This window comes from Nocardia sp. NPDC051052 (assembly GCF_044456045.1).
Lineage (GTDB): Bacteria > Actinomycetota > Actinomycetes > Mycobacteriales > Mycobacteriaceae > Nocardia.
The window spans coordinates 406,983-429,177 of sequence record NZ_JBITFL010000007.1; the positions used below are offsets into that span (position 1 = coordinate 406,983).

The following is a 22,195-nucleotide window of genomic DNA, read 5'->3' on the forward strand; positions in this document are numbered from 1 at the left end:
ATACCGGCAGCGGCCGAGACATGACGAAGGACCCACGAGTGCAGGATGTCGGCGAGGTTCGGACGACGCACCTGTTCGACGTGGTCGTCGACTTGAACCCGCCGCTGGACATGGGCGCCGGGCCGTACGGTCGGCGCATCCTGTTCGGCGCCGCGGGCGGGTCGTTCGAGGGGCCGAGGCTACGCGGCGAAGTGGTGCCGGGCGGCGGTGATTGGACGTTGTTTCGCCCCGACCGGGCGATGACCGTGGATGTCCGGCTCACGCTGCATACGCACGACGATGCGTTGATTCATATGTCATACGGAGGGCGGTGGACCGTCCCGCCCGAACTTCGCACCGATATCGCCGATCCCATCAAAAGCCGTGGGATCGATCCTGCGCGGTATTACTTTCGGACCGCACCGCTCTTTGAAACCGGTGCGGCACAATATGCATGGCTGAACGATATCGTGTGCGTCGGATCGGGGTATCTGATCAAAGGTGGGGTTGCTTATAAGGTTTCCCAAGTCCTCTAGTACCCGCCATAGAGAGCGGGCCGCGAGAATACGCCAGGAACGATAACTATACTGAATTCGTAGCCCCACTTACTGACCGGGCACAGCCTCGCGCCGACCCAAGGCCGAGGCAAGCACCCAGGCAGGAGTGCTCTCCAGGGGCGGCGCACCGGGTGGATCCAGCCCGCAAGCGCAATGCGATCCATGCGTCACTGCCCAATTCTCGACGATGCCCATAACATATCGAAGCCAGGGACTCATAATTATTGAATCCCTGGCTTAACTCTATTTATAGAATGGCTAATCTTTCCACACTTCGCTAATCGCCTACCCTACACTTTCGGCTGGGAAGTGGACATCCGATCCGGCAAGCGTGACCGATACGTAATATGCCGACACCCCTCTCCCACCGGCCGTTTCGGCCCTCGATAGACGATTATCACGACCGACGGAGAAAGTTGCCTCATCTTGAGATCGATCAATCCACGCCGCCTCGGACGTTGGATATTCCCCAGTGCCATCACCACACTCGTCCTCGCGACCGCCATCGGCTTGACGATCACCATCGGCCCGGTCGCGGCGGAACCCACCGCGGACGGCCTGGACGACGCGATCACCGACACCCTCGCGACGCAACCCACCACTAAGGACGTCACCAGCGACAAGCCTCCGGTCATCGACCGCATCCGCAGCGACGGCGAATGGGTCTTCGGCGCCGCGACCGTCCCGCAGGACAGCGAGAGCGAGGAAACGCCGAAATCCACGCTATATGTCGCGAAACTCGACGACGAAGGCGATTGGGCGGTCGCGCTGGAAGGCACCCCCGAGTTCGGCAGCATGGTCGGCGACGCGCCCGAATCGGTGGTGAGCGGCGGCGAGAAGGCGGCTTTGACTGCGCCGCAACCACGTTCGGGAAACACCGCGCTGTCCCTCCCGTGGAAACAGGGCCAGGCCTGGTACATGGGCGGCGGACCGCACGGCATCAGTGGTACCAGCCGACCGTACAACTCTATCGACTTCAACGGCGGCGACGGCCGGGTGATGGCCCCTGCGGCGGGCCGGATCTACAAGACGTGCGTGCGCAACGGAAGCGCCGAGGTGAAGATCGTGCACAACAACGGTTTCACCACCACCTACTACCACATGACCGACATCATCGGCGCCGCCGACGGCACCCAGATCGCCGCGGGTACCTACTTGGGCCACACCGGTACTCAGCTGCCGTGCGGCGGGTTCGCCAGCGGGGCACACGTGCATATGTCGCTCTACAAGGGTGCGCAGCCGGTGCCCGTCAACGGTGTGACCCTCGGCGGCTGGACCTTCCATGAAGGTCCCGAAGCTTACGGCGGATATGCCCAGCACGAGGGCCAGCAGGTGCGTGCCGGCGGCAGGCTGACGAACTTCGGTGGCGGGGACGATTCGACTCCCCCAACGGATCCCAAACCACCGACGGATCCGAAACCACCGACGACCCCCAAGCCGGCCGAGCCCAAGCCACCGACGGATCCGAAGCCACCGACGGATCCCAAACCCAATCCGACACTGGCCAAGGGCGTCGTCCGCCCCTATCCCGATCGCAATCGGAACGTCAACCTGCGTTCCGGTCCTGGCACTCGGAATTCGGTCGCCGGCACGGTCCGTAACGGCGACGTCGTGAAGATCACCTGCACGGCCCGCGGTGACCGGCTGAACGGCAAGTGGGGCGCCACCGATCTGTGGAACAAGCTGGACAACGGCAAGTGGGTCAGCGACGGCTTCCTCGACACCGGAAGCAATGGCCCGGTCGCGCCCGCATGCCAGCAGAACGAGCCGCCGAAGCCGCCCAAGGGGACGGACGGCCAGCAGCCGAACAATGAAGGCACAAAAGACGAATGGACGGACGACGAATTGCCTGATGATGATTGGACAGCGGATGAATGGCCGGGCGATTGGGCCGGCGGCGATTGGACCGACAGCTGGTGGACAGAATGACGAGCGATCCGCAGCCGTTCGGCTGACCCGATCGGCGCGGTGGAGGCAGCACCATGGCCTCCGCCGCGCCGAGTCCTGAACCGGGCCCTCGAAACTCAGGCCTATCCTGCCGACGGATACACAAGGGCCCCTTTACTGGGATCAGTCAGTCCACAAACGGGGGTCGTTGCTTTCGACCAGCGCACGAATCCGTGCGACTGCACGATCGGCGGCTTGGGCAGGCAGGCGGCGACCGTCTCGCAACCGCACCGCCACCTCGTCGTTCGCGGTTTCGGCCGGCCCGAGAATGAATTGGTATGGCACCAAACGGGTTTCCCGCACCCGCGCGCCCAGGCTGCCCGCTGCCGCATCGACAACCTGTACGCGCAAGCCCGCGCGCAGGCATCGGTCTCGAAGCTCCGCGGCGGCCGGTTCCCCGGCATCGGAGATCGGCAGCACCGCCACCTGAAGCGGGGCCAGCCAGGCCGGAAATGCGCCGCCGTGCTGTTCGATCAGGTGCGCGACCGCTCGCTCGACGCTCCCGATGATGCTGCGGTGCACCATGACCGGTCGATGCTTCGCACCATCGGCGCCGGTGTAGTGCAGGTCGAACTGTTCGGGCTGGTAGAAGTCGACCTGCACGGTGGACAGGGTCGATTCGCGGCCCGCGTGATCGGTCACCTGGACATCGACCTTCGGACCGTAGAACGCGGCCTCGCCCTCGACTGCCTCGTACGGCACCCCGGACCGGTCGAGTACCTCGCTCAGGATTTTGCTCGCACGCTGCCACATGTCTGGTGCCACAACATATTTACCGCTGGCACCGGGCAGTGACAGCCGGTATCGGGCGGTGCTGATCCCCATCGCCCGATACGCGGAGCCGATCAGCGCCAGCGCGGCGGCGGCCTCGTCGGCGACCTGGTCGAGGGTGCAGAAGATATGTGCGTCGTTGAGCTGGATACACCGCACCCGGGTCAAACCGCCCAGCACTCCGGACAATTCAGAGCGGTACATCCCGCCGAGTTCGGCCATCCGCAGCGGAAGTTCCCGGTAGCTGTGCGAGCGGGACCGATATATCACCGCGTGGTGCGGGCACAGACTGGGACGCAGCACCACCTGCTCGCTGCCGAGGTCCATCGGCGGGTACATGTCGTCGTTGTAATGCGCCCAGTGTCCAGAGATTTCGTACAGTTCGCGTTTTCCGAGCACCGGGGAGTACACATGCTGGTAGCCCGCCTGCCGTTCCGCGGTGCGGATATATTCCTCCAGGCTGTGGCGCACGATCGCGCCGTCGGGTAGCCAGTACGGTAAACCGGCTCCGATCAACGGATCGGTGTCGAACAAGCCGAGTTCGCGGCCGAGCTTTCGATGGTCATACATGGGGTCTCCTCGTCGTCGAGGACGGATGACCACAGCGAAAAGCCCCGGGCATCCGCCCGGGGCTCTTGCAGAACAGGGTTCAGCGCGCCGGGACGTCGTCCGGCGTCGTGGTGAACTGAGCGCGCTGCATACCGGGGACGCTACACCCGAGGCGTTTCGCGGTACAACCGAAAATCGAGCCTTTTCGCCGGTTTCAAGATCGACTACGATGGCGCGTTTCGGACGAAAGATGCTGGGAGAGGCACGATTCGGGCATATCGGTCGGCGTGCGGGGCCCTGCCGAGGTGCCGTTGGGCGCATGCGAAACTCGTCGCGATGCTCACCTACTTTCAAGCGGCCGTCATCGGTGCGGTGCAGGGTGTCACCGAACTGTTCCCCATCTCGAGCCTCGGGCATTCCGTACTGGTTGCCGCGTGGCTCGGCGGGAGCTGGCAGAAAATGGTCAGCCCGAGCGAATCAGGCCCTGGCACACCGTATCTAGCCTTCGTGGTGGCCTTGCACGTCGCGACGGCGCTGGCACTCATCGGCTACTACTGGCGGACCTGGTGCGGCATCGTCGCCGGTCTCGTCACCATGGTGCGAACCAGGCGCTTGGACACCGTCGCGCAGCGGATGGCATTGCTGATCGTGATCGCCACCCTGCCCGTCGCCATCCTCGGACCATTACTCGAACACCCACTACACGCGCTGTTCGCCGCCCCCATCTGTGCCAGCGTCTTCCTGGTACTGAACGGTGTCGTCCTGGTCATCGGCGAGGGACTACGCCGCCGCAACGAACCGACACTCGCCGAATACGGTCGCCGATTCGCCCGACAGCAAACCCGCACAACAGTTCTCACCCTCGAAGCACCGCCGCGCCGCCAATCCGACCGTCAACTGGCCGCCCTCGACGTCCGAGACGCCATCGGCATCGGCTTCGCTCAAGCCGGCGCGCTGGTCACCGGCTTCAGCCGAGCCGGTCTCACCATGGTCGGCGGCCTGTGGCGCGGCCTCGAAAACGACCACGCCGCCAAATTCGCCTTCCTCCTCGCCACCCCGGCCATCCTCGGCGCCGGAATACTCGAACTCCCCGAACTAGTCGGCCCCGAAACCCACGGCATCCGAGGCCCAATCCTCTTCGGCGCCATCATCTCCGGCCTCTCCTCCTGGCTAGCCGTCCACTTCCTAGAACGCTACTTCCAAACCCGAACCCTCCTCCCCTTCGCCACCTACTGCGTAGCAGCCGGCCTCCTCTCCATCGTCCACTTCAGCTGAAATGCTGCGCCCGACAAGCTGCAGCGACGGGAACCCGCTTGCACTGTGCTGGGGTCGGCGACCCTAGCGGCGGACCTTGTACCTCAGGTGGAGTACCCCTTCGCCCTGGATGACCACGTGGGGGTCCTCTAGGAGATGTTGTCCGTCGATGCTGCCGAAGAAGCGTTTGCCGGAGCCGAAGACCACCGGCACTATGTCCATCGCTACCTCGTCGACGAGGCCGGCGGCGAGGATCTGGCCGCCTACCTCGCCGGCGTTCACGGCGATGGTTCGGTCACCGGCGAGTTCTTTGGCCTTGGTGATCGCCGCTGTTACGTCGTCGACGAAATGGTAGGACGCCTCGGGGTGCCAGCCCTCGGGCTTCGGCCGGTGGGATACGACGACCACGTGATCACCCGTGGGTGGCTTACCCTCCCAACCATTCACCAGATCGAATAGGTTGCGGCCCATCACGATCGTGCCGATCGTCGCCCATGTCGACCGGACGTACTCCGCCGACGCACGCGAGACCTTAAAGCTGCTGCCGGTTCCGGAATGGTCGAACTGGTCGTCACTTTCGATGATCGGGGTGTCTCCGTTGAAGTACCAGTCGTGGAGTGGCCCGACATCGTCGTTTTTGTCGGCGATGAAGCCGTCCACCGACGCTACATTGTGCATGATCACTGTGCCCACAGGCTCTCCTCGAATCGCTGGTATCCGCTCCGATCTTGTCGCCTCGCGGGCGATGGGGCTTGTAAAAAATCACTCAGCCGGCATCGGACCATTGTCCGGCGGGAACCCGAGCTCGGCGGGGAATCGGCGCCGCAGCGCCAGGTACTCCGTCGGGGTGTGCCCGGTGAAGTCCTTGAACTCCTTGCTGAAGTGGGCCTGGTCGAAGTAGCCCGCCGTGTGCGCGAGCTCCGGCCAGTCAACCGGACGCCTGGCATCTACGGACAAGATCAGCCGGGCGAACCGGTAGATCCGCGCTACCCGCTTCGGCGTGACCCCGACATGTGACTTGAACTGGGTGGCAAGGTGATTGACGCTCACCCCGGCGGCGTCGGTCAGCGCACCGACCGGGACCGCGCCGTGCGAAATCGCCAACCGCCCACCTGTGTGCTGGACCAGGTCGAGCCCACGCGAGGGCGCCTCGACAAGTCGTGCTCGCAACTCCTCCTCCACCACCCGCAGTGTCTCGGCGGCTGATGCGATATCGCCGACCTGATTACGGATCCGATCCACCGACCGTTGCCAGACGGCATCGACCGGCACCCACCGATCCCGCAACTCGCTCGCGGGCATATCGATGAACGGCGAAATCCCCCAAGGCTTGAAATGCACTCCCACCAGCCGCACCCAAGCCGGGTATTCGAAGACGAACCGCCTGGTCCACACCCCCATGAACCACCCATCGATAAACGTCGCGGGCGGCACCGAAGGATCGGAATCCCACAGTCGAGCAGGTCCGCCCAGATTGATGAACAGATGCGCCGAAGGCATCGGCGGAACATTCATCCGGCGATGACGCGGCATTCCGGTCAGACAGTAGATGTCGTCGATGAACCGGTCGAGCGGCGCACCAGGCACCCGTCCGACGTATTGCATCCACTCAGTGTTGCCGATAAAAGTTCGCGATGCACCAGGTGAGCAGGCCTAGGTGCGGTAGACGGCGCGAACGCCTGCCAGCACCACATCGGTGACCCGCTCCGCGTCCGCGCGGGTGAAAGATCGCTGGCCACGGCGGCGGAACAAATGCACTGGGCCGGAAAGCATTTCAGTGAGGAAGTAGACGTCTATCGGCGGTAGTTCGTCACGGTCGACCGCCTTTTCCACCCGCAGCCGAATGGATGTCATCCGCCGTTCGTACGCGGTGTCGACGATCGCGTTCACTTCCGAGTTCTCCGGGGCCGTCATCACGACGTTCGACAGGGCACGACCATGCGGGGTGGACAGGGAATCGGCGAGACCAAGGAGGAAGTCGACCAGGTCTGCGCGGATATCACCGGAGTCTTTTATCGAAACGGCGTCCGCGGCGAATGCGGCCAACGCGTCGATGACCAGCTGAACCCGGTTCGGCCAATTGCGATAGACGCTGGTCTTGTTCACGTCGGCGAGCTCGGCCACCTGCTCGTAGCGGAACCCGTCGATGCCGTGCAGCGCCACCAACTCGGTGGTCGCGGCGAGGATGCGCTCGCGCACGCGGGCGGTCCGCCCACCCGGTCGGCGGGCCGGCGTCGCGTCCCCGGCGCCCTTTTTCGCCGTATCCTCTTCGGCCACCGTCTCTCCTCCTGAAAGCTCGCTGCGCAGCGGTTATTTGATCATGCCGAGGCGCCACTCCTATGCGGGCAGCAACCGCAGCCGCGCATTACGCCGCTCGATGTCTTCCCAGGTGGCCGGGACAATGAGATCGGCGCCGCCATAGGCGAACTGCTGCGCCGCATCCGAATGGGGCCGTTGCCGCCGCTCGTACTCGGCGAACGCCGCCGCGTAGTCGCCTTCGTGGCGGGCGAGTTCTTCGGTCAGGATCCAGGCCCCGGTCAGCGCCAGCGAGGTGCCGCGGCCGGCCATCGGAGTCGCGCAGTGCGCGGCGTCGCCGAGGAGGACCACACGTCCGTGGTGCCAGGTGGGCATGTGGATCTGGACGACGGCGTCGAAGTACAGCTCGGGATCTGCTTGGGCGGCACCCAATAACTGCGGAACCTTCCACTCCCGGTCCGCACCGTAGAAGTCGGTGAGGATGCGTTTCTGCGCGGCCAGGTCACGATGGTCGTACTCGATGGGTGCCGAACGGAACGTGAATACCGCGAGGGCCTGATCGCGATACCGGGCGAGCGCCGCCATCCGGCCCGGCAGATTGAGGTTGAGCACCGAGGCCGGGGCACCGGCCGCCGCGGCTTCCGAAGGCGCGTCGGCGATCGCGGTGTACAAGCCGAGATGTCTCGCGTAGTTCCGCTCCGGACCGAACACCATTCGACGCACCGTCGAGTGCGCGCCGTCCGCGCCGACGATGAGGTCGTACTCGGCTTCACGTCCCGATTCGAAGTCGACGGTGACCTGGTCACCGTCGTCGAACAACGTCCGCACCGAGTCCTCGAACCGCAGCTGCGCTTGCGCAGGCAGAGCTTCCCGCAGCACCCGCATCAGATCTTCGCGCGGAATCTCGATGTCGCCGTCGGATTCGTTGACCTCCGCGATCGGCAGGGCCGCAACCACATTGCCGTCCTGGTCTACGAACTTCGCCCCTTCGGTCATCGTGATGGCATGCTCGACCACCTTGTCCAGCAGCCCCATGTCCTCGATGACGCCGATGGCGTCACCACGCACGTCGATGGGGGAGCCGTTGGTACGCAGATGTCCGGCGCGCTCGACGATCTCGACCGTGTGCCCGGCACGCGCCAGATCGATGCCCGCGCTCAGCCCGGCCACTCCTGCTCCACTGACCAGAATTCGCATCCCGGCCTCCTCTCCTCGAGGTCGCGTCTTCACTGTCAACCACACTATAGCAACTATCAGTTGCTTTAATGCGGGCGCAACCTCACATGCTCACCGCCATCGGCTGGCTAGTCGGCCGTTCGTGGAGGTGGCCCGCTGGTCGGCCGATGTTGTCGGACCCAGCCGATAGATTCAGCGGCACAACCGATCAGCGGGCTGCACCACCGATGGCGCCGAAGTGGTGGAAGTGATTGCTGCTCAGAGGGATTCGAATGTGTTTCGGCCGAGCGGGTCGAGGGCCGCCGGAGAACCTGGTCCGACGAACGAGAAGGGCAGAACATGACTTCCATCAGACACGACGGAGACACCTGGGACCTCGCGTCCAGCGTCGGCGCGACCGCCACCATGGCCGCGGCGGTCCGGGCGATCGCGACCCGCGCGGATCGTCCGCTCATCGACGACCGATTCGCCGAACCACTCGTCCGGGCGGTCGGCATCGACCTCCTCACCCGGCTGGCGACCGGCGAAGATACCTCCAACGACTTGGTCGAGCAGATTTCGATCGACATAGGCGTTGTACGTACCAAGTTCTACGACGAGTTCTTCCTCGACGCGACGAACGCGGGCATCAGACAGGTCGTAATCCTGGCCTCGGGGCTGGATTCTCGCGCGTACCGACTGCCATGGCCGGCCGGGACCGTGGTGTACGAGCTCGACCAGCCGCAGGTCATCGAATTCAAGACCCGCACGCTGGCGCATTTGGACGCCGCACCCACCGCCGACCGAAGAGTGGCCGCGGTCGATCTGCGCGACGATTGGCCAACCGCACTGCGCACCGCCGGATTCGACCCGGCCCAGCCGACCGCGTGGAGCGCCGAGGGCCTGCTCGGCTACCTGCCGCCCGAGGCGCAGGATCGCCTGCTGGACACCATCACCAAACTCAGCGTGCCGGGCAGTCGAGTGGCCACCGAAAGCAGACCCAACCCACAACCGGGCGAGGAGGACAAGACGAAGGAACGCCTGCACCGCATCTCCGAACGCTGGCGCGCGCACGGTTACGACCCCGACATGGCGAGGCTGCGATATTTCGGTGAACGCAACGAAGCCGCCCCCTACCTGACCGATCGCGGCTGGACGCTGAACGAAACAAGCGCCCGAGATCTGTTGGCCGCCAACAACCTTGCGCCCATGAACGAAGACGACTTGCGCATGGGCGACGTGCGCTATGTCAGCGGCACCCGCACGTAGCACCAAGTACCCGAATCGGCCCATGCCGATTACTCGAGGTCGGTTGCCGCTCCCACGTGCAGATAGGTGCCGGGCGTTCGGCCGGTCGATCGGCGGAACGCCGTGATGAACGCGCTGGGCTTGCGGTAGCCGACGGCCCGCGCGGTGGCGTTCACGGATCGTCCATCGGCCAGGTGCTCGGCAGCGGCCCGCATGCGGACGTGCGTTCGCCACTGCGCAAACGTCAGGCCGGTCTCGTTGACGAACAGCCGGGACAGCGTGCGGATTCCGGCATGAACCTGATGTGCCCAGCAGGTCAGCTCGCGGGTGTCGCTCGGGTCGGCGATGAGCTGCTCGGCGATTGCCCGTAGTCGCGGATCGGTCGGCATGGACACGTCGATGGCGTTGACCGGAAGCGGTGTGAGCAGGTCGAAGACGAGCGGCTCGGCGTGTGCGCGACTCGGGTCGTCCGACGCCGCTGCCTGCAGGTGCAGCACGAGCTCGCGCAGCAGGGGCCCCACCGCGATGCCGAACGGTTCGGACCAGCGGATTGGACAGAGGTCCGGCGCGAATCGCACGATGCAGAGCTCTCCGGCCCGTAATGCTTTCTCCGCGTGCACGATCCGAGGCGGAACCCAGAGGCCGTAGCCGGGCGGCACGAGCCAGTCGCGCGCCGGGGTACTCATCGTCACGGTGGCGGTGGCCGACCACAGCAACATCGCGTGGTCGTGCGAATGCCAGTCGATGGTTCGGCGAGCCTCCGCTCCGTTCCGGACGATGCTCAGGATCGGCGACTCCGGTCGAGTCGAGGCACTCAGGTCGGCGCTCCCCGGCCCGCACGTCAGCTCTGTGCGACGTTCGACTCGGTCAGCCATGCGCTGCCTGCTTCGAGGATCGCCGCCTCCTGCGCGCTGAAGCGGGTCGGGTAGGTGCCGGTAACCGAATGACCGGCGGTTTCGAGCAGGTAGGCCAGCGCAGCGTACTCCCGAGGATAACGACCGGAAAGCGACTCCGCGTCGATGTCCGGGGCGCCTGCGACGCCGAACGGGTAGGTGAATCCGCCCATGTCGTAGACGGAGTCGCGATGCTCGATGCGCCAGATCCCGTCACGTCGGCTCACGCGGTCGAGGAATCGGTTGTGGATGGTCGCGCCGATCCCCGCGTCGGTGAGTTCCGCGAGGAGAATCGCATTGGTCTCGACGAACGCGCTGTCGCCCGCGAAGCGGATGGTGGGAGCGCCGATGAAGTGCTTGCTCCGCAGTGGCCCGTGCCCCATCCGACGAGAGCCGTCGATGAATTCGCGGGCAGAGCCGGCGAACCACAGGATCCGCAGCGTGGCGTCCGCATGGAACAAGCCTGCCAGCTCGTCCCACTGCTCCTTGTCCCGGTGGATCCAACCGGTCATCAATTCGCCGATCGCCCAACGGTCTTCGATTCGGTTGTCACCCATACCTCAACTGTTGTTGATCTGCCCGCCGACAACAACTGATAGATCGACATTCTGTGCCAGAAACCCGCCAATTCGTTCCGGCGCACGCCCGACTCTGGCCTCAACAACGCGAGGCAGCTGAGCTACCGGTCGAATGGGTTCCTCTCGATCTCGACGGAGGTTGGCGCGTGGACCACACCGGCCAGCCGCGCCAGCTGACCCGGCTAGGTCCCGGCGAGGTCGCGCTCCGCGACCAGTGCCAGCAGGCTCAGCACCAGATCGCGGTGGGTGGCGGGGACACCGTCGAACGCGCGGGCTTCGGCGGCGTCGCGGGCGACGGCGAACTCGGCGTGGGCGCGCTTACCCGCGGCGGTGATGCGGGGGATGCGCACGCGCCGGTCGGTCGGATCGACAGTGCGCGTGACGAGTTCTCGCCGCTCGAGGCGGTCGAGCACGCTGATCAGCGTCGACTTGTCGACGCACACGATGCGGCTCAGTTCGAGCTGGTTCGCGTGCTCCCCGTCGGCGAGTGCCGCGAGCACGAGCCAGTCCCGCATGTCCTTCAACCCGATCTCGACGGCGGCACGGTCGAGATGGTCCGCCATTCGCGAGTTCGCCGCGTGCAGCAGGAAGGCGAGGTCGGCCGGGCGGCCGTACATGTCGGAGATCTGGCCGTTCGCTACCAGGTCGGACGGCCGCGAAGTCTCCATGAAATGCACGGTAGCTGGTCGAGCGAGTTAGGTCAAAGAGCAAATCAGCTGGACTCAGATTATCTTGACTCAAACTATCTCAACTCGTATGTTCAAGGCTGCCCCGCAGTGCGGCTCGGTAGAAGGACGCCGATGCGCACAGGCAACCACCAGGTGAACCAGGAGAACCCCATGTCATCCGCACCCCGCCCCCTCCGAATCTCGCGCGACATCGTCATCGCCGCACCCCCGTCTGCGGTGTTCTCGGTGCTCGCGAATCCGCACCGCCACGCCGATTTCGACGGATCCGGCACCGTGCGAAACATGATCACGGGACCGGACCGGCTGAGCATGGACGCGACGTTCCGGGCCGCCATGAAACTGTTCGGGGTGCGCTACCGGATCCTGAACACGGTGGTCGAGTTCGAGGCGGATCGGCGCATCGCGTGGTGCCACCCCGGCAAGCACCGCTGGCGTTACGAACTCGACGAGGTCGACGGCGGCACCCGGGTGACCGAAACCTTCGACCTGACTACGTCGCCGATCCGCGGACTGCTCGTGCGCACCCCGTGGCCCCGCCGCAACGCCGAAGGCATCGAGAAGACCCTGCCGCGCCTCAAGACCCTGGTCGAGAAGGGCGTCTGAACCAATGCCTTCCGCACCTCGTCCATTCCGGATCGACATCCCCGAAGCAGATCTCGCGGATCTGGCCCAACGCCTGGACCGCACCCGATGGCCCGACGAATTGCCCGGGGCCGGTTGGTCATACGGCGTCAGTAAGGAGTGGCTGCGGGATCTGGTCGACCATTGGCGTAACGGCTACGATTGGCGGGCGCACGAAGCCGCGCTGAACGCGCACCCGCAGTTCACCGTCGATATCGACGGGCAGCACATTCACTTCCTGCACGTCCGCTCCCCCGAACCGGACGCGACACCGCTGCTCATCACGCACGGCTGGCCGAGCACGATCGCCGACTTCCAGGCGATCCTCGGACCGCTCACCGATCCCCGCGCACACGGCGGCGATCCGGCCGACGCCTTTCACATCGTCGCCCCGTCGCTGCCCGGCTTCGCCTTCTCCGGCCCGACCCAGGAACGCGGCTGTTGACCGCCACCGCGGGCTCGGCCGCACGGCTCTATTTCGAGACCGGACTCGAGCTACCGACAGGGCGGCCCGCGCCATCGGCGGTGCCCACTGCGGTGGCGAACTTCCCCGGGGACAACGCCATTCAGGATCTGGCACGACTATCCAATACCGTCACGCGCTGGCGCGAGTACGACCGCGGCGGGCATTTCCCCGCGTTGCAGGCACCGCGAGAACTCATCTCCGACATCCGGGAGTTCTTCGGCTCCCTTCCACACACGCTGTGACGCACGAATTGTCCTCTTGTAGAAAGGAATCGCTGGTGCGGATAGGCATCGGACTGCCCAATCAGGTACGCGACCTCACCTCGTCGATCATTCCGCGCTGGGCGGCGCGGGCCGAGGAAGCCGGGTTTTCCACCCTCGCCACCACCGGGCGCTTCGCTTATCCAGGCGTGAGTGACACCGTCGCGCTGGCGGCCGCTGCCGGAGCGACCACCACGATCGACCTGCTGAGCGCGGTCCTGCTGGCCCCGACATGGCCAAGTGCCTTGCTCGCCAAGGAAATCGCGAGCATCGACGGCATCTCCGGCGGCCGCCTCACCCTCGGCATCGGAGTCGGCTCGCGCGAGGACGAATTCACCGCGCCGGGACACGGGCTGCACGGTCGCGGCGCGCGCTTGGCCGCCGACCTGGCGACCTACCGCGATGTATGGGGCGGCAAGCCGGTCGGCGGCGGGCCGAATCCGGCTGTGCCAGCGGGGACTCGGCAAGTCCCCATGCTGTTCGGCGGCTACTCCACCGCCACGCTGAACCGCATGGCGCGCTGGGGCGAAGGCTATATCGGCGGTTCGCTACCGACGGCCATGACGGCGCCCAGCTTCGAGGCGGCGAGACGAGCCTGGCGGGAGGCAGGCCGCCGAGGAGCCCCGAAACTCGTCGTACTCACGTACTTCGCACTGGGCGACACCGAGACCGGCCGGACGAACATCCGGGACTTCTATCGGCTGGCCCCCAAAGCCATCGCCGACAACGCGGTCCTGCGCACCACCCCGAAAACCATCAAGCAGACCGTCGCGGACTACACCGACCTCGGTGTAGACGAGATCATCTTCGTCCCCGCCACCGACGACCTCGACGACATCGCCCGGCTCGCCGACGTCGTCAGCTGAACGGTCGTCGGGGCCTTGAACTGAAGTCCACGATTGCCACCGGACCGGCGAACCCAGGAGGGATTCGGGGCAACAGCTTCGAGGCCGGCGAACCTGGAAAGGGGCAGGGCGCATGGCAGAGCGGACACGGAAATCCGTCGCAGATGCGCCAGACCGCACCCCGCAGGTGGTTCCATGCGGTAACTTTTCAGAGGCGATGGCGTCATGCGGACACGACGCCATCGTCAGGGGCTGCCAGGGGTCGCGGCGATGAGAAAGGGGGTCGCGGAACAGCGCGACGGCCCGCCCCGCTCACGGCGCGATACCCCCCGATCGGGGGACCCGGCCGCCGGTACCGCTGGTTACCCTGAAGTTGGGACGCGATCCCGGATTGCCTGCGCCGTAGCCGTCAGTGCACTCGGCTGCGCGGCGTATCGGAAGCATACGGACCCGGGAGGGGAATCTATGACCAGTGGGGGTAATGCCGGTTCGTCCCGGGCAGGGACCCTATCCGTACCGAATTTCCTTGGGGCACAGTCATATTGCTCGGAGATCGTCGAAGTGCCGACCAGCGAGCTGCGGCCGTCGGATTCGCCACCACGCGCAGCGGGCGAGAACACGGCGCACACCCGCCTACTCGCCGAGTCGACGGCCGCAGCCGCGCCCATCGTCGTCCGCCGCGCGACAATGCAGGTGGTCGACGGCTGGCACCGTCTGTGCGCGGCTCGACTGCGCGGCGAAAAGACCATCGCGGCAGTATTTTTCGACGGCGGGCCCGAGGACGCGTTCGTGCTGGCGGTCAAACTGAACACGACGCATGGCCTGCCGCTGTCGCTGGCCGAACGGAAGGCCGCCGCGCTACGCATTCTGATCTCCTATCCGGACTGGTCGGATCGAGCGGTTGCCGCCATCGCCGCGGTCTCACCGAAGACCGTCTCCGCCATCCGCAGGCGGTCGCCTGTGGAAGTTCCACAGTCGACCGGTCGGATTGCTCGGAACGGTGTGCGGCATCGGTCCGGACCACAGGGTCGACAACGCGCCGCCGAGCTGTTCACCGCCGATCCCACCGCGTCGGCGCGGAAAGTAGCTGTGGCGGCGGGCATTTCGGTCACTACGGCAAAGGATGTGCGCAAACGGCTACACAGCGGCCGGGATCCGGTGCCGCTGCGCCGCTCGGCACGCCGTTCGACCGCGACCCTCGAAGCCGCCGACAGGTCCGAGCGGACTCCGGTCCCGCTCGAGCAGCGGATGATCACCGCGGAGATGTTGCATCAGCTGCGCAAGGACCCGTCGCTGCGCTTCTCCGAAACCGGGCGAAAGCTACTGCGGTGGTTGGAGTTTCCGTTCGATGACGACATCGAGTGGGATCATGTCGTCGGCAATATCCCGAGTCACTGTGCCCCTCGCATCGCCGAGCTCGCTCGACGACGCTCGCAGGACTTGCATCGGCTGGCACAGCAACTCGACCAGCACACCCGCGGAGCTTTCTCCGCGTAAGGGCCCCTTGCTGGTCGCCGCGATGAGGCCGATCGGTTAACAAACCGCGCCCACTTCCGAACACGCTGCCCCGCAAGAGGATCCGCGGCGCGAACGCGGCATCACAGTGCGACCGCCGCCATGGCGAGATGAGCGGCCTGCTACCAAGCGTCGCCCGACTACCAGGTTACGCCGTCGGCGCCTCATCCCAAAGGCCTACCGCACCAACCGCTTCCTGCGCACGCGTCCGAGATGATCAGTGCCGCAAAACAACCCGACAAAAACTTTCACCCGTTCTTGTGCACACCTCCACTACCCGCTAGCGTTGAGTTCGAGGATATTACCGCGGAATCTCGAGTGGTAAACAGGGCCGCCAGCCGATCGACGGGGGTTCTCTATTCATTGCATGCCAAGCCGCCCGGGTAGGCGAGTACTGCGAATCAGCAACCGACGATTCTCTCGGTATTCACCCCGAGGACTGGTCTCGAGGTGCAGGAGGCGTAATGAGTCAGAGATCGCTCACCGACAATCATGAACATTACCGATGCGTGGGCATCGGTATCGGACCAGCAAACCTGAGCCTGGCGTCGCTGCTTTACGAACAGCCGGATGTCTCGAACCTGTTTTTCGAAAAGCGGCGCGACTTTCGGTGGCACGACGGCCAATTGCTCCCCAACACCTCGCTCCAGGTCTCGATGCTCAAGGACCTGGTCAGCCTCTCCGACCCGACGAATCGTTTTACTTTTCTGTCTTATCTCCATGCCAAGGGCCGGATCTACCATTATCTCAACGCCCAATTCGATGCGGTGCCGCGCAGCGAGTTCCGGAACTATCTCGAATGGGTGAGTTCCATGAACGAGAACCTTGTTTTCGGCGAAGAAGTGCGCTCGATCGAATTCGATGACGTCTTCCGGCTACGCACCGGCAATCGCACCGTGACGGCCGACAACATCGTGATCGGCGTCGGCCGAAAGCCGTATGTTCCGCCGATAGCCGAAAAACTGCTCGGGCCAACCCAATTCCACATCAGCGAATTCGCCGACAAGGCGGGCGGACTCGCGGGAAAACGAGTCTGGGTGATCGGTGGCGGCCAGTCCGGAGCGGAGGCATTTCTCGAGCTGATCTCCCGGCCGCGCACCGAGCTGCCGCGCCGGGTTGGCTGGATATCCCGGCGCCGCAACTACTTTCCGCTGGACGACTCACCGTTCACGAACGACTACTACATGCCGGGCTACTCGGAGTACTTCTCCGGCTTACCCGGCACCGCCAGAGACGCACTCAACTTCGCCCATGTATTGACCAGTGACGGCATCTCCGAGGCCACGCTGCGTGAGATCTACCAGCGCATCTACCTGCACCAGTTCGTCGACGGTGCCACCGATCTGGTCGCCCTGTATCCGAACCGCGAGGTGCTGCGCGTGACCGGCGATCCCGGCTCCGGATGGGACATCACCTTCACGCACAACGACCAGCCGGGCGTGCGGGAGCACGCCGAGACGGATGTGATCGTCTGGGCGACCGGTTTCCGCGCCGACGACATGGCGTTCCTGTCCCCGTTCGCGGACCGCATGGAGCGGGACAACGACGAATACAAAATCGACTCGGATTTCGCCGTGTGCTGGGACGGCCCGGCCGACCGAAACATATTCCTGCAGAACGGCGCCCGACGCCAGCGCGGGTTGGCCGACAGCAATCTGAGCCTGCTGGCCTGGCGCAGCAAACGGATAGCCGATCGCCTGCGCGGCGTCCGCTCCGACGATCCGCACGATTCCTTCCTCGAATGGTCGGCCAAGGCTCCCGACGACCGGAGCGTAGAGCGATGACGAGTCGCACCGTCGCCGTGGTTGGCGGCGGCATCATCGGCTGCCTGATTGCGCGCGAGGTGATTTCCCGCTCCCCCGATACCCCCGTCGTGGTGTTCGACCGGGATGGCATCGGCAGCGGAGCGAGCAGGCGCTCCGCGGGACTGCATTTTCCGCGCGGAGCAACCGAACGGGTGCGGCAAATGTCCGCGTACAGCCACGATTACTACGCGGACCTCGCGGCGAAACATCCTGCGCTGCCTATTCATTCGCTCGGCATGACCGTGGTGGCGACGCACACTGCGGCGAGCCTCGCGCAGATCTACCTCGATCGTGCGGCGCTGACTCCGACGGACACGGTGCCGGGCGGGCTTGTCCAGGTGCCGCGCGAGGCCGGCGTCTGGCGCGGCCAGGGCTGCCATTACGCAGATGTGCCCGCTCTGGCTCAGGCGATAGCCCGCGAGCTGCGCCCGCGCGTCACCTTCCGGGAAGGCGTGCGAGTCACCGACGTCGAAGCCGCGGGGTCGGAGGTGCTGCTGCGGCTGAGCACCGGGGAGACCTGCACGGCCGGACGCGTGGTGCTGGCCCCTGGACCGTGGCTGACCGACCGTGCGTGGCGCGACCTTGTCGCCCCGCTGCATTCGCGAGTCAAGAAGGTGGTCGCGATCCACCTCGAACAGGAGCCGGGGCCAGCTGACGGGGTCGTCGTGTTCCAAGACGAGGACGCCTTCCTGCTGCCACTACGGCACCGCGGGCACTGGCTGTTCAGCTACACCCACGATGAGTGGGATGTCGACCCGGACACCGTATCCAGCGGGCTCGACGAGAGCGTATTCGCCGCGGCAATGCCGCTGCTGCAACAGTATTCGCCCACGCTAGCCGAGCGTGTGGTGGGCGGCCGGGTGTTCTGTGACGCCTACAGCGTCGATCGGCAGCCGCAGGTGCGGGCGCTCGACCCGGCCGGACGGGTGATCTTCGCCGGCGCCGCGAACGGGTCGGGTTACCGGCTCGCCCCGGCGATCGCGGCCGAGGCCGTCGGCCTGCTCGCACTGGACGGGCAGACAAGTCAGCCACCGAAGGAGATGAGTCCCGCATGATCATCAATCGTTTCGATACGGCCGAACTGCACGCGGCATTCGGCATCGACATGAGTTCGATCGACGGATTCGGCTTCGGCGCAGGTTGGGCACGGGTGGCCCCCGGCGGGCAGTCCGATCCGCACCAGCACGACGAGACCGAGTTGTTCCTGGTCGTCAGCGGTCACGGCGACGTCGTGGTGGACGGCGCGCGCCATCCCGTCGCGCCCGGCATGGCCGTGCTATTCGATCCGTTCGAGACCCACGTCGTCGAGAACACCGGGCCGACGGAGCTGGTGTTCTTCGACCTGTACTGGCGCGACCCCGGCCGGGCCGCCCGTGCGGCCGCCGGACGCAGCGATCGGCGGCGGTTCGGCGAGCGGCCGATCTTCGTGTTCTCCACGCCGCCGACGCCGAATGGCGACCTGCATCTCGGGCATTTGTCCGGCCCGTACTTGGGTGCGGATGTTTTCGTCCGTTTCCAGCGGATGAACGGTGCCGAGGCGTGGCACCTCACCGGCAGCGACGACTACCAGAGTTATGTGGTCGACCGGGCTCGGCGCGAGGGCAGCGAGCCCGCGGCGACGGCGGCGCACTACAGCGCCGAGATCGCCGAAACGCTGCGGCTGATGGACATCGAACCCGATCAGTACACGGCGACCGACGCGGATCCCGCCTACCGGGCCGGACTCCAGGAGTACTTCGCTCGCCTCGTGGCATCGGGATCCGTTGCGCCCCAGGAGGGCTCGGCGCTGTTCGACGGCTCGACGCACGACTACCTGTACGAGGTCGACGTGTCGGGCGGTTGCCCCGGATGCGGAGCCACGACCGGCGGCAATATCTGCGAGGGCTGCGGCGAGCCCAATTCCTGTGTCGATCTGGTCGATCCGCGATCGAATCGGTCGCAGGCGGCCCCGCAGCTCGACACGATCACCCGGTTCACCTTGCCGTTGCACGAGTTCGCGGCCGAACTCGCGGCGCACCACCGCCTGGGCCGAGTTCCGGCGCGGCTGCGCGAGCTGGCCGGGCGATTGTTCGCCCGTCCTCGACTCGACGTGGCGATTACCCATCCGGCGACGTGGGGTGTGCCGCCCACCGAAAGCGGCGCGGACGGACAGGTCATCTGGGTCTGGCCGGAGATGTCTTACGGTTTCCTGCACGGCATTTCGGCGCTGGGGCGTCGTCTCGGCCGGGACTGGCGTGCGGACGAGCCCGCGCAGGACTGGAAGATCGTGCATTTCTTCGGCTACGACAACAGCTTCTACCACTCGATCCTGTATCCGGCGCTCTACCGGCTGGCCTTCCCCGACTGGCATCCGGATATCGACTACCACGTCAACGAGTTCTATCTGCTCGACGGTGGCAAATTCTCCACCAGCCGTCGGCATGCGGTGTGGGGCAAGGACATCCTTTCGCCGGACAGTGTGGACGGGGTGCGGTACTTCCTGTCCCGCACTCGACCGGAGTCGCGGAGCACCAACTTCACGCACGAAGGTTATGCGGCCGCCGTGCGCGAGGAACTGATCGGCACCTGGCAGCAATGGCTCAACGATCTGGGACTCCGCATCCAGACCCGCTACGGGGGCCGGGCACCGGACGCCGGTGTCTGGACACCGGAGCACACCGCATTTCTGGGCCGCCTCGGCGACCGGCTGTCCGCCGTGACCGCCGCCCTCGGTCCGGATGCGTTCTCCGTCGAGGTCGCGGCCGCGGAACTGCACGGAATCGTCACCGACACAGTCCGATTCGCCAATCGGGAAAGCGTGGTAGCGACGGTCGATGGCTGGCATGACGAGGCCCGCACCGCCGTCGCGTTGGAACTGGCCGCGGCGCGGTTGCTCGCCCACTGCGCTACGCCGATGCTGCCGCGCTTCGCCGGGCGGCTCGGCGAAGCGCTCGGCGGGCAGCGCCCGGCCGAATGGCCGCACACCGTGCAACTCGTGCCCGCGGGCACCCGGATCGACCTGGTGCGGGAGTTCTTCGCCGAACCATCGGTCACGGCGGCGGAGCCGGTCGGTGTGGGGAGGGCGTGATGGATTCGGTGATCAACCAGATCGTCAGCACGCCGCCGCCGGCCGGCTATCACGCCACCTTCGCGCGGCTCGGCACGACGGAAACGATCGAACTGCGTGAGTTGTCCACGCGGGCCGAATGTTTGGCGGCTCGGCTCCGCGAGATGGGAGTGGCGCCAGGGGATCGCATCGGGATCCTCGCCGCGAACTGTCTGGAGTGGGTGCTGCTGGATCTCGCCGCACTGCGGTGCAAAGCCGTGACCGCCGGCCTGGAACCCGGCAAGTTCGAGCCCGACGCGGCACTGCTCGCACGCTACGACCTGAAGCTGCTGTTCACCGATCAGCCGTCCGCTGCCGCCGGAGTCCGGCCGATCAGCGAGGCTCGCACACTCGCCGAGCAGCCCGCGGGTCCCCTGCCCGCGGTCCGGTACGACAGCGCGGAGGCGACCGCGCTCAAGTTCACCTCGGGCAGCACCGGTGTGCCGAAAGGACTCGCGGCCAGCGTGGGCAGCATCGACAGCTCACTGCGCGCCGTCCAGGACATGTTCGCGCACGGTCCCGGCGATCACCTGTTCGTCTTTCTGCCGCTGGCGCTGTTGCAGCAGCGGTACTGGATCTATTCGGCGCTGTGCTTCGGCCACGACGTCACGGTCAGCACCTACGAGGCGGCCTTCACCGCGATGCGGCAGGTGCGGCCCACCGTGGTGATGGGGGTGCCGGGTTTTTACGAGACCGTGAAACAGCACCTGGCGGCACAGGCCGATCCGCAGGTCGCGGCCAAGGACTTGTTCGGCGACCGAATCCGCTACCTGTGGACCGGTTCCGCACCGGCGGGTGCCGACATGCTGCGTTTCTTCACCCGCCTAGGCGTGCCCATCTATGAGGGCTACGGCATGAACGAGACCTGCATCGTCGCCAAGAATCATCCCGGCGCCAGTAGGGAGGGCAGCGTCGGGCGCGTCCTGCCCGGCAAGGAGGTGCTCTTCGACGCCGACGGAGTCATCAGTGTCCGCAGCGACTACCCGGTGGCACGACGGTACGAATACGGTGCGGCCACGCATTCGATGGGCGTGTTCACCGCGGATGGCACGGTCCGGACCGGCGATATCGGCTACCTCGACGATGACGGCTTTCTTTACATCCGTGGCCGCGCCGACGACGTGATCGTGTTGGCGAACGGGAAGAAGGTCATCGTCCGGCCGATCGAGGAGCGCATGGCGGCGAGCGCGGCGATCGAGCATTGCGTGGTGTTCTGCCCCGCGCAGACCCAGCTCGTCGCCGTCGTCTCCCCGGCGCACGAGCCCGCCGACGAGGCGGCCATCGCCGAGCACCTCGCGCACACCAACGCGGAGCTGGAGCGCGATGAGCGCATCGGCAGGGTCGTGATCGCGCACCCTCGGTTCAGCATCGACAACGGACTGCTCAGCTCGCAGTACAAACCGAAACGCGGGCAGATCCTCGAACAGTATCGACGGGAAATCGGTGAGAAAGGAAGAACCCATGCCTGATGTGGAAATGGCTGTGCACGACAACTTCCGGAAGGTGATCGCGTCGAACAACGCGCAAGGTGAGCTCGATCAGGACCTCGACATGGTCGACGACTACGGGCTCACCTCACTGAACAAGGTGCTCTTCCTGACCGCGGTGTGCGATGACACGGGCATCTCGCTGGCGAACTTCACCGAGGAGGACGTGGCCGTCATGCGCACCCTGCGCGACGTGACCGCCGCGCTGTCCAGGCACGCGGAAAGTGCGGTCTGA

Annotated in this window: 22 protein-coding genes; 14 read left to right on the top strand and 8 right to left on the bottom strand. The window is 65.7% G+C overall.

What is annotated here, in order from left to right; genetic code table 11:
- The first annotated feature begins 38 nt into the window (after nucleotides 1-38).
- Together ACIBCN_RS26345 and ACIBCN_RS26350 are read left to right on the top strand one after the other, a co-directional pair.
- Nucleotides 39-515, top strand: coding sequence for a DUF3237 domain-containing protein (locus ACIBCN_RS26345; protein ID WP_396994313.1), 477 nt, complete (start codon nucleotides 39-41; stop codon nucleotides 513-515).
- Between the two features lie 447 nt (nucleotides 516-962).
- Nucleotides 963-2,465 (top strand): peptidoglycan DD-metalloendopeptidase family protein, encoded by a 1,503-nt coding sequence (locus ACIBCN_RS26350; RefSeq protein ID WP_396994314.1) that lies wholly within the window; start codon nucleotides 963-965, stop codon nucleotides 2,463-2,465.
- A 141-nt stretch (nucleotides 2,466-2,606) separates the two neighbouring features.
- On the opposite strand, the gene thrS is transcribed toward ACIBCN_RS26350, so the two are convergent.
- Complete coding sequence (gene thrS / locus ACIBCN_RS26355) at nucleotides 2,607-3,824, bottom strand: threonine--tRNA ligase (protein ID WP_396994315.1); 1,218 nt, start codon at nucleotides 3,822-3,824, stop codon at nucleotides 2,607-2,609.
- A 315-nt stretch (nucleotides 3,825-4,139) separates the two neighbouring features.
- On the opposite strand from thrS, the gene ACIBCN_RS26360 reads away from it, so the two are divergent.
- On the top strand, nucleotides 4,140-5,078 hold the full coding sequence (locus tag ACIBCN_RS26360) for an undecaprenyl-diphosphate phosphatase (protein ID WP_396994316.1): 939 nt from the start codon (nucleotides 4,140-4,142) through the stop codon (nucleotides 5,076-5,078).
- A gap of 63 nt (nucleotides 5,079-5,141) precedes the next feature.
- Here ACIBCN_RS26360 and ACIBCN_RS26365 read toward each other — a convergent pair whose 3' ends face one another.
- The 4 genes from ACIBCN_RS26365 to ACIBCN_RS26380 all read right to left on the bottom strand — a co-directional run bounded on the left by ACIBCN_RS26365 (nucleotide 5,142) and on the right by ACIBCN_RS26380 (nucleotide 8,510).
- Nucleotides 5,142-5,750 carry a dihydrofolate reductase family protein gene (locus tag ACIBCN_RS26365; protein ID WP_396994317.1) on the bottom strand — a complete coding sequence of 203 codons (609 nt, stop codon included), beginning with the start codon at nucleotides 5,748-5,750 and terminating at the stop codon, nucleotides 5,142-5,144.
- A 69-nt stretch (nucleotides 5,751-5,819) separates the two neighbouring features.
- Nucleotides 5,820-6,662 carry a helix-turn-helix domain-containing protein gene (locus ACIBCN_RS26370; RefSeq protein ID WP_396994318.1) on the bottom strand — a complete coding sequence of 281 codons (843 nt, stop codon included), beginning with the start codon at nucleotides 6,660-6,662 and terminating at the stop codon, nucleotides 5,820-5,822.
- A 48-nt stretch (nucleotides 6,663-6,710) separates the two neighbouring features.
- On the bottom strand, nucleotides 6,711-7,334 hold the full coding sequence (locus ACIBCN_RS26375; protein WP_396994319.1) for a TetR/AcrR family transcriptional regulator C-terminal ligand-binding domain-containing protein: 624 nt from the start codon (nucleotides 7,332-7,334) through the stop codon (nucleotides 6,711-6,713).
- Nucleotides 7,335-7,394: 60 nt separating this feature from the next.
- Nucleotides 7,395-8,510: an FAD-dependent monooxygenase gene (locus ACIBCN_RS26380; RefSeq protein ID WP_396994320.1), complete on the bottom strand. Its 1,116-nt coding sequence runs from the start codon at nucleotides 8,508-8,510 to the stop codon at nucleotides 7,395-7,397.
- A gap of 318 nt (nucleotides 8,511-8,828) precedes the next feature.
- On the opposite strand from ACIBCN_RS26380, the gene ACIBCN_RS26385 reads away from it, so the two are divergent.
- On the top strand, nucleotides 8,829-9,737 hold the full coding sequence (locus tag ACIBCN_RS26385) for a class I SAM-dependent methyltransferase (protein WP_396994321.1): 909 nt from the start codon (nucleotides 8,829-8,831) through the stop codon (nucleotides 9,735-9,737).
- 29 nt (nucleotides 9,738-9,766) lie between these two features.
- Here ACIBCN_RS26385 and ACIBCN_RS26390 read toward each other — a convergent pair whose 3' ends face one another.
- From ACIBCN_RS26390 to ACIBCN_RS26400, 3 genes are all read right to left on the bottom strand, one after another.
- On the bottom strand, nucleotides 9,767-10,591 hold the full coding sequence (locus ACIBCN_RS26390) for an AraC family transcriptional regulator (RefSeq protein WP_396994322.1): 825 nt from the start codon (nucleotides 10,589-10,591) through the stop codon (nucleotides 9,767-9,769).
- Complete coding sequence (locus ACIBCN_RS26395) at nucleotides 10,558-11,166, bottom strand: nuclear transport factor 2 family protein (protein ID WP_396994323.1); 609 nt, start codon at nucleotides 11,164-11,166, stop codon at nucleotides 10,558-10,560. Before ACIBCN_RS26395 ends, ACIBCN_RS26390 begins: the two co-directional genes overlap by 34 nt.
- A gap of 203 nt (nucleotides 11,167-11,369) precedes the next feature.
- A complete protein-coding gene (locus ACIBCN_RS26400) occupies nucleotides 11,370-11,855 on the bottom strand; it encodes a MarR family winged helix-turn-helix transcriptional regulator (RefSeq protein WP_396994324.1) in 486 nt (161 codons plus the stop codon).
- 171 nt (nucleotides 11,856-12,026) lie between these two features.
- Here ACIBCN_RS26400 and ACIBCN_RS26405 point away from each other — a divergent pair, with 171 nt between their 5' ends.
- The 10 genes from ACIBCN_RS26405 to ACIBCN_RS26450 all read left to right on the top strand — a co-directional run bounded on the left by ACIBCN_RS26405 (nucleotide 12,027) and on the right by ACIBCN_RS26450 (nucleotide 22,195).
- Nucleotides 12,027-12,479 (top strand): SRPBCC family protein, encoded by a 453-nt coding sequence (locus ACIBCN_RS26405; RefSeq protein ID WP_396994325.1) that lies wholly within the window; start codon nucleotides 12,027-12,029, stop codon nucleotides 12,477-12,479.
- 4 nt (nucleotides 12,480-12,483) lie between these two features.
- Complete coding sequence (locus ACIBCN_RS26410; protein ID WP_396994326.1) at nucleotides 12,484-12,942, top strand: epoxide hydrolase N-terminal domain-containing protein; 459 nt, start codon at nucleotides 12,484-12,486, stop codon at nucleotides 12,940-12,942.
- A complete protein-coding gene (locus ACIBCN_RS26415) occupies nucleotides 12,939-13,205 on the top strand; it encodes a hypothetical protein (protein WP_396994327.1) in 267 nt (88 codons plus the stop codon). Before ACIBCN_RS26410 ends, ACIBCN_RS26415 begins: the two co-directional genes overlap by 4 nt.
- A 35-nt stretch (nucleotides 13,206-13,240) precedes the next feature.
- Nucleotides 13,241-14,089, top strand: a complete 849-nt coding sequence (locus ACIBCN_RS26420; protein WP_396994328.1) for an LLM class flavin-dependent oxidoreductase — start codon at nucleotides 13,241-13,243, stop codon at nucleotides 14,087-14,089.
- A 540-nt stretch (nucleotides 14,090-14,629) separates the two neighbouring features.
- Nucleotides 14,630-15,565 carry a ParB N-terminal domain-containing protein gene (locus ACIBCN_RS26425; RefSeq protein WP_396994329.1) on the top strand — a complete coding sequence of 312 codons (936 nt, stop codon included), beginning with the start codon at nucleotides 14,630-14,632 and terminating at the stop codon, nucleotides 15,563-15,565.
- Between the two features lie 482 nt (nucleotides 15,566-16,047).
- Nucleotides 16,048-17,367 (top strand): lysine N(6)-hydroxylase/L-ornithine N(5)-oxygenase family protein, encoded by a 1,320-nt coding sequence (locus tag ACIBCN_RS26430; protein ID WP_396994330.1) that lies wholly within the window; start codon nucleotides 16,048-16,050, stop codon nucleotides 17,365-17,367.
- Nucleotides 17,364-18,443: an NAD(P)/FAD-dependent oxidoreductase gene (locus ACIBCN_RS26435; protein WP_396994331.1), complete on the top strand. Its 1,080-nt coding sequence runs from the start codon at nucleotides 17,364-17,366 to the stop codon at nucleotides 18,441-18,443. Before ACIBCN_RS26430 ends, ACIBCN_RS26435 begins: the two co-directional genes overlap by 4 nt.
- Complete coding sequence (locus ACIBCN_RS26440) at nucleotides 18,440-20,455, top strand: class I tRNA ligase family protein (protein WP_396994332.1); 2,016 nt, start codon at nucleotides 18,440-18,442, stop codon at nucleotides 20,453-20,455. The genes ACIBCN_RS26435 and ACIBCN_RS26440 overlap by 4 nt, the downstream gene beginning before the upstream one ends.
- Entirely contained in the window at nucleotides 20,455-21,942 is a 1,488-nt protein-coding gene (locus ACIBCN_RS26445) for an AMP-binding protein (protein ID WP_396994333.1), read from the top strand. The genes ACIBCN_RS26440 and ACIBCN_RS26445 overlap by 1 nt, the downstream gene beginning before the upstream one ends.
- A complete protein-coding gene (locus ACIBCN_RS26450; RefSeq protein ID WP_396994334.1) occupies nucleotides 21,935-22,195 on the top strand; it encodes a hypothetical protein in 261 nt (86 codons plus the stop codon). Before ACIBCN_RS26445 ends, ACIBCN_RS26450 begins: the two co-directional genes overlap by 8 nt.